8 protein-coding genes are annotated in these 6380 nt (G+C 33.0%); all 8 read right to left on the reverse strand.

Annotated elements, in window-relative coordinates:
* Window positions 1-291 (reverse strand): NAD-dependent epimerase/dehydratase family protein (locus HU235_RS22665; protein WP_233452382.1); only part of this gene is annotated, 291 nt, incomplete at its 3' end.
* 16 nt (window positions 292-307) lie between these two features.
* On the reverse strand, window positions 308-988 hold the full coding sequence (locus HU235_RS22670; RefSeq protein WP_174881685.1) for a sugar transferase: 681 nt from the start codon (window positions 986-988) through the stop codon (window positions 308-310).
* A 20-nt stretch (window positions 989-1008) separates the two neighbouring features.
* A complete protein-coding gene (gene galU, locus HU235_RS22675) occupies window positions 1009-1890 on the reverse strand; it encodes a UTP--glucose-1-phosphate uridylyltransferase GalU (protein ID WP_174881686.1) in 882 nt (293 codons plus the stop codon).
* Window positions 1891-1906: 16 nt separating this feature from the next.
* Window positions 1907-3235: a UDP-glucose dehydrogenase family protein gene (locus HU235_RS22680; protein WP_174881687.1), complete on the reverse strand. Its 1329-nt coding sequence runs from the start codon at window positions 3233-3235 to the stop codon at window positions 1907-1909.
* A 114-nt stretch (window positions 3236-3349) separates the two neighbouring features.
* Complete coding sequence (locus HU235_RS22685; RefSeq protein WP_174881688.1) at window positions 3350-4114, reverse strand: tyrosine-protein phosphatase; 765 nt, start codon at window positions 4112-4114, stop codon at window positions 3350-3352.
* Window positions 4115-4215: 101 nt separating this feature from the next.
* Window positions 4216-4917 carry a CpsD/CapB family tyrosine-protein kinase gene (locus HU235_RS22690; RefSeq protein WP_174881689.1) on the reverse strand — a complete coding sequence of 234 codons (702 nt, stop codon included), beginning with the start codon at window positions 4915-4917 and terminating at the stop codon, window positions 4216-4218.
* Window positions 4907-5653, reverse strand: coding sequence for a YveK family protein (locus HU235_RS22695; RefSeq protein ID WP_174881690.1), 747 nt, complete (start codon window positions 5651-5653; stop codon window positions 4907-4909). Before HU235_RS22695 ends, HU235_RS22690 begins: the two co-directional genes overlap by 11 nt.
* A gap of 264 nt (window positions 5654-5917) precedes the next feature.
* Window positions 5918-6049 carry a hypothetical protein gene (locus tag HU235_RS25330; RefSeq protein ID WP_267905729.1) on the reverse strand — a complete coding sequence of 44 codons (132 nt, stop codon included), beginning with the start codon at window positions 6047-6049 and terminating at the stop codon, window positions 5918-5920.
* Window positions 6050-6380: the final 331 nt, after the last annotated feature.

Genomic DNA, 6380 nt, shown 5'->3' on the forward strand with positions numbered 1-6380 from the left:
TCTGTATGCTGCATCTATTACATTAGTTTGGATTAAGAGATTATCTCGAATAAAATCTGCTGGATATTCGTTATTTGCAACAATCCCTCCAACCTTAGCAGCTGCCAAGAAAACATACTCAGGTTTTTCTGTTTCAAAGAAATTATCAACTTGTTCTTTATCGCGTAAATCTACTTCCTTACTAGTTCTAAGTATTAGATTCGTATATCCTTGCTCTTTTAATCTTCTTACAATCGCTGATCCCACTAATCCTCGATGACCTGCAACATATATTTTTGATTCCTTATTCATCTCAAATCTCCCTATCTTAGAATGCATTTTTTGACCCAAATAAAACAGTAATGGTTTTGAATATTATTCTTAAATCAAACCAAAAACTACGATTTCTTATATAATATAAGTCCAACTCTACCATTTCTTCAAAACCCACACTATTTCTAGCACTAGCTTGCCAAACTCCCGTACATCCAGGAGTTACTAGTAATCTTTGCATATGATAATTAGAATATTCAGCAACCTCCCGTGGTAAAGGTGGTCTTGGTCCTACTAAACTCATATCACCTTTTAACACATTAAATAATTGAGGAAGCTCATCTATACTAGTTTTTCGAATAAATTTCCCCACTCTTGTCACTCGTGGATCGTCTTTCATTTTAAACATGGCTCCATCAATCTCATTATATTCTAGGAGTTCCACTAGCTTCTCTTCAGCGTCCGTTACCATAGAACGAAACTTATACATTTTAAATTCCTTACCATTCTTTCCTACTCTTTTTTGAGAAAAAAAGATTGGTCCTTTAGGATCCTCAATTTTTATTAATACTGCTACCAAAACTAGTAATATACTTAAAACAACTAAACCAATTATTGCTCCAAAAATATCAAGAATTCTCTTTGAAATGAGATAAGCCAGTTTTTGTTTTTCTACTTCTAAGGTGAGTTCCTTTGAAGATGTATCTATTGAATCATTATTTGCATAATCAGACATCTCAGTCACTCTCTCCTCACCTACGAATTTATTTTTTCGTCTTCTACCAATTTTTCCATTAATTCGAAGAGTTGCTCCTTAAGATCTTTATCCTTCAACGCAAACTCAATTGTTGTCTGAATAAATCCAAATTTTTCACCTACATCATAACGAGTTCCTACGAAATCATATGCATATACATTTTGACTAGCATTCAGACTCTGAATCGCATCTGTTAATTGAATTTCTCCACCTGTACCCTTTTCTTGATTTTCCAGCAAATCAAAAATCTCCGGTGTTAGAATATATCTTCCCATAATCGCTAGATTGGAAGGAGCAGTACCTCTCTCTGGTTTTTCAACGAAACTATTTACCTTATGAAGGTTACCATCTCTTTCAAGTGGATCGATGATCCCATAACGATGTGTCTGATTATCTGGAACTGTTTGTACACCGATTATAGATGAGCCAGTTTTTTCGTATTCATTAACTAACTGTTTTAAACATGGCGTATCCGCCTCAATAATATCATCACCCAGTAAGACAGCAAATGGTTCATCCCCAATGAACTTTCTTGCACACCAAACAGCATGTCCCAGTCCTTTAGGTTCTTTTTGGCGAATATAATGCAAATTAATTTCTGATGACTGTTTTACTTTATCTAGAAGTTCAAACTTCCCTTTTTCTATTAAGTTTTGCTCTAATTCAAAATTATGATCAAAATGATCTTCAATTGCACGTTTCCCTTTACCAGTAACGATAATAATATCTTCAATCCCTGAAGCAATAGCCTCTTCAACAATATATTGAATTGTTGGTTTATCTACAATAGGTAACATTTCTTTTGGCATCGCCTTTGTTGCAGGTAAAAAACGTGTGCCTAGTCCTGCAGCTGGTATTATAGCTTTCCTAACCTTTTTCACTTCATATCCCCCTTGATTATTTAACACTAAGTAATTGAATATTATTTATAGAAGGTCTTCCCATTGAGTGGTACTCGACATGATGTTTTTTTACATTATTTGGTTCGAAACAATTTCGCCCATCGAAAATGACTGGTTGCTTCATATATTTCACAAAAGTTTCTAGATCTAAATCTTTAAACTCATTCCATTCAGTTAAGATAAGTACTACATCCGCCTCTTTTAATGCATCAATTGTGCTTGCTGCATAAACCACCTTAGAATCTAGTATTTGTTTAGCATTTTCCATAGCGACAGGATCATAAGCAACAACATTAGCCCCTTTTTCTACTAAGTATTGCGTAATAACTATTGAAGCCGCTTCTCTCATATCATCTGTATTTGGTTTAAATGCCAATCCTAATACAGCAACTTTTCTACCTTTTAGGTTATCAAATTTTTGCTCTAGCTTTCTTAATAGGACTTCTTGTTGTTTTTGATTAACGCGAATAACACCTTTTAAAAGTTCAAATTCATAATCAACATTACCTGCGATTTGAACAAGCGCTTTTGTATCTTTTGGAAAGCAAGAACCACCATAGCCTATTCCCGCATTTAAGAATTGAGAGCCAATTCGATTATCTTGTCCCATTCCATTTGCAACGTCTTCGACATTGGCACCTACTTTTTCACAAATGTTTGAAATCTCATTGATAAAGCTAATCTTTGTTGCAAGGAATGCATTTGCTGCATATTTAATCATTTCTGCACTACGAATATCTGTTTTAAATACTGGAATTCCAAATGGTTTGTTAATTTCTTCTATAATATCTGCTGTTTCTTCATTTTCTGCACCAACTACAATACGGTCTCCATTGAACGAATCATATATCGCAGAACCTTCACGTAAAAATTCAGGATTTGAAACAATTTCTACCTTCACATCATTCACTAAGTTATTTAAAATAACCTCTTTTATCCAGTCATTAGTCCCAACTGGTACTGTACTCTTAGTGACAACAATAACATCTTTTTTAATATGTGTTGCAATATCTATTGCAACCTGTTCTACAAATGAAAGGTTAGCTGAACCATCTTCTTTTTCGGGGGTTCCAACTGCTATATATATTACATCTTTATTATCAAACCCCTCATTATGGTCAGTTGTAAAAAATAATCTGTTTTCCATTATGTTCTTTTTCATTAGTTCATCAAGGCCTGGTTCGTATATTGGAGAAATACCTTCACGCATTTTATTTATTTTGTTTTGGTCAATATCAATGCATGTTACTGTATGTCCAATTTCAGAAAGGCATGTCCCAGTAACTAAACCTACATAACCAGTTCCAACAACTGCTATTTTCATATATGTTCACCTTATTTCAATTAATTTATTAAGTTAACAAGTGGCATCTAATTCACAGTATTATCAAATACCAATTTACTTTAAAAAGTGAGCGACACTATCATAAAACATTAATTAAAAGATTCCTAAAATTTTCTTTCTTTTAATTTGACTAGGTTCTTGTTTATATATAACCTGACCATTAACTAACAATTCAGTATTTTCTTGAAAATAATATAATGCCTGACGTCCAAATTCTTTATTAACTATAGAAATCGATTCCCGAATATGGAAACTCCTAGAAGTTACATTATGTGCATCCGAAGAGATAAAATGTGTTAAATTAGCTTCTATCAGTTGCATGGATAACTTTTGAATCTTTTTCCCAAAATAACCACCAATACTGCCAGCAGTCACTTGAGTAAGAGCACCTTTTTTCACTAGATTAAGTAATTTGTCAGGATTCTCCATCACTCCAGCATTTCTTTCTGGATGGACAATAATAGGAGTGAACCCTTTTAACTGAACATCGAATAATAATTGTTCAGTATATCTCGGTATATGTCCTGATGGCAATTCAATAAATAAATAATTTGTATGATTAAGAGGAAGAATGTCACCTTTTTCTATGTCATCAATTAATTCACCATAAATTCTAGTTTCTTGACCCGGCAACACTTCTAAAGGGATATTCTCTTTTTGAAGGATTTCATTTAAATTCATAACTCGTTCGATGATGTCTTGTTTTTTATTGATATACTTCCCATTTTGATGATGAGGGGTTGCGATGATTTTTGTGATCCCTTCTTCTACTGCTAATTTAGCCATGTTAATTGCATCCTCGACAGTTTGTGCTCCATCGTCTATTCCAGGCAAAATATGACTATGAATATCAATCAAAGGTTACACCTCCATAAATATTATTAGTGTATTTATTAACATTTAAAATAAACTAAGATAATAAATTTTAAAAGAAAAGGGGGTAATTTTGTCAAAAGTGACTATTTGCCCCCGTAGTAGTAATAATAATGTGATTCTTCTGCTTTTTTGTTATTTAAGACAACGCCAAGTATTTTTGCTTTAGCACTTTCTAATAGTTCCTTTGCTTTTTTCGCAGAATCTCTTTCTGTTTTTCCACTGCTCACAACAAGAACAACACCATCAGCTAAGTTAGCTAATATTTGTGCATCTGTTACCGCTAATACTGGTGGGGTATCAATGACAATAACGTCATATTCCTCTTTTGCTTGTTCTAATAGAACTTGCATATTCTTTGAACCTAATAATTCCGATGGGTTTGGCGGAATCGGTCCACTTGATAACACCCACAATTTTTCCTGTGCAGTTGTACTAATCGCCTCTTCTAGTGTTAACTGTCTAGTTAAAACGTTAGATAAACCCACATGATTTTCAGTTCTAAATGTGTAATGTACAGTAGGTTTTCGTAGGTCTGCATCTATCAATAGGACACGCTTCCCTTGCTGTGCAAAGACAACCGCTAAGTTTGCCGTGTTTGTTGATTTCCCTTCACCAGGTCCTGATGAAGTCACAATAATTGTTTGTAGTGCCTCGTCAACACTTGAGAATTGAATGTTTGTACGAATTGTCCGAAACTGCTCCGCAATTGGCGATTTTGGATTTGTTAAAGAAATTAAGCTTCGGTTTTGTAAATTAAAGATTTGCTTTCGATCCTTACGAGCCAAATGACTCACCTCTCGTTCCTATCGTAGTTGACATGTTTGCACTTGCAGCAGCCTCTTCTTCTATATTAATTGTTGTAATTGCACCAAGTACAGGCAGACCTAATACATTTTCTATATCTTGTTCAGATTTAATAGTGTTATCTAAATATTCAAGTAAGAATGCTAACCCTACTCCAGCCATTAAACCCGCCACTAAGGCAATTGCCATATTCAAGAGTGGTTTTGGTTTGACCGGTGATGGGTCTTCACCTAGTTGAGCCTGAGTTAGGATACTTACATTATCAACATTCATAATTTTTGAAATCTCTTCCTGGAATGTTACAGCAATCGAATTTGCAATATTTGCAGCGATTTTGGGGTCTTCATTTTTAACCGAAATATTGACCACTTGTGAATCTTGTTCACTTGATACTGTTACTAGTTCGTTTAATGCTCTATAAGACATATCCATTTTTTCTTTTTCTATAACTTTATCTAAAATTGCTGGACTTTTGATAATTACACTATACGTGTTAATTAATTGAAGGTTTGTCTGTACTTCATTATAATTATAAATTTGTTCTTCACTTTTCGCCTGATTAACCAGAATTTGTGTAGATGACTGATAAATGGGTGTTAATAGAAAATAACTAACAATTCCACTTGTTGCAGTAGCAATTGCTGCAATAATTATGATGAGTGAAAGGCGTTTCTTTAATGTTAGAAACAGCTCCTTCAGATTTATAGTTTCCTCCATGATAACCTCCAAAATTTTTAATCTATTAAAAATAAACTTAACTGTTAACTTATAAAAATACTACCATGACACAAAGAACATTTTCTTACAAATTTGCTTATAATTCAACTTCTTTTTCCTATAGCTTTCATTTTAGCATGTTTCTGTAAATGAACTTACACTTATTTTTGGGTAATTTGTACCAACTATAAAGTCCATTATACAATTTTTTCCTCAAATAGAAAGACTGATTCTACAATAAATTATTATAGAATCAGTCTCTTTTTATAAACCATTTGCTGCTACTGTTACTAGTGCTCCTAGAATGATTGCAATGAACGGTAGTGAAAATGTTAATATCTTTTTCTTCATTTCTTTTTTTCTCGCCATTTCTTCTGGCGTAACCCAATTAGCCAAAGAAAGTCCCCCCTCACCCTTTTATCTATGTTGCAGATTATTTTGTCGATAATTTTATACAAACGTCATAAACAAGTATTATATCGGTATTATTATACACATTTTATAGTTCTTTTGGGTGATTATTTTTAAGATTTTTGTAAAAATTCATCCTATTATTGTCAACGATAGGTTTTAAGTCAGAAATATTTCATTTTTTTTCGACATATACTCTGTTCTTACTCTCTTAATTTAGTTACGAAGGTCATAATTGTCTAGAATATATATTTTCCAATTATCAATATATTTTCCACTTGATTTCGTTTTTATTAATCAGTTTCTACTATTATAA

Origin of the sequence: Metabacillus niabensis, assembly GCF_902829255.1 — a bacterium.
Classification (GTDB): domain Bacteria; phylum Bacillota; class Bacilli; order Bacillales; family Bacillaceae; genus Metabacillus; species Metabacillus niabensis.

Coding starts and splice junctions, on each gene's coding strand:
- HU235_RS22670 (WP_174881685.1), bottom strand. CDS start 988: ATGTCTGATTATGCAAATAATGATTCAATAGATACATCTTCAAAGGAA.
- HU235_RS22680 (WP_174881687.1), bottom strand. CDS start 3,235: ATGAAAATAGCAGTTGTTGGAACTGGTTATGTAGGTTTAGTTACTGGG.
- HU235_RS22695 (WP_174881690.1), bottom strand. CDS start 5,653: ATGGAGGAAACTATAAATCTGAAGGAGCTGTTTCTAACATTAAAGAAA.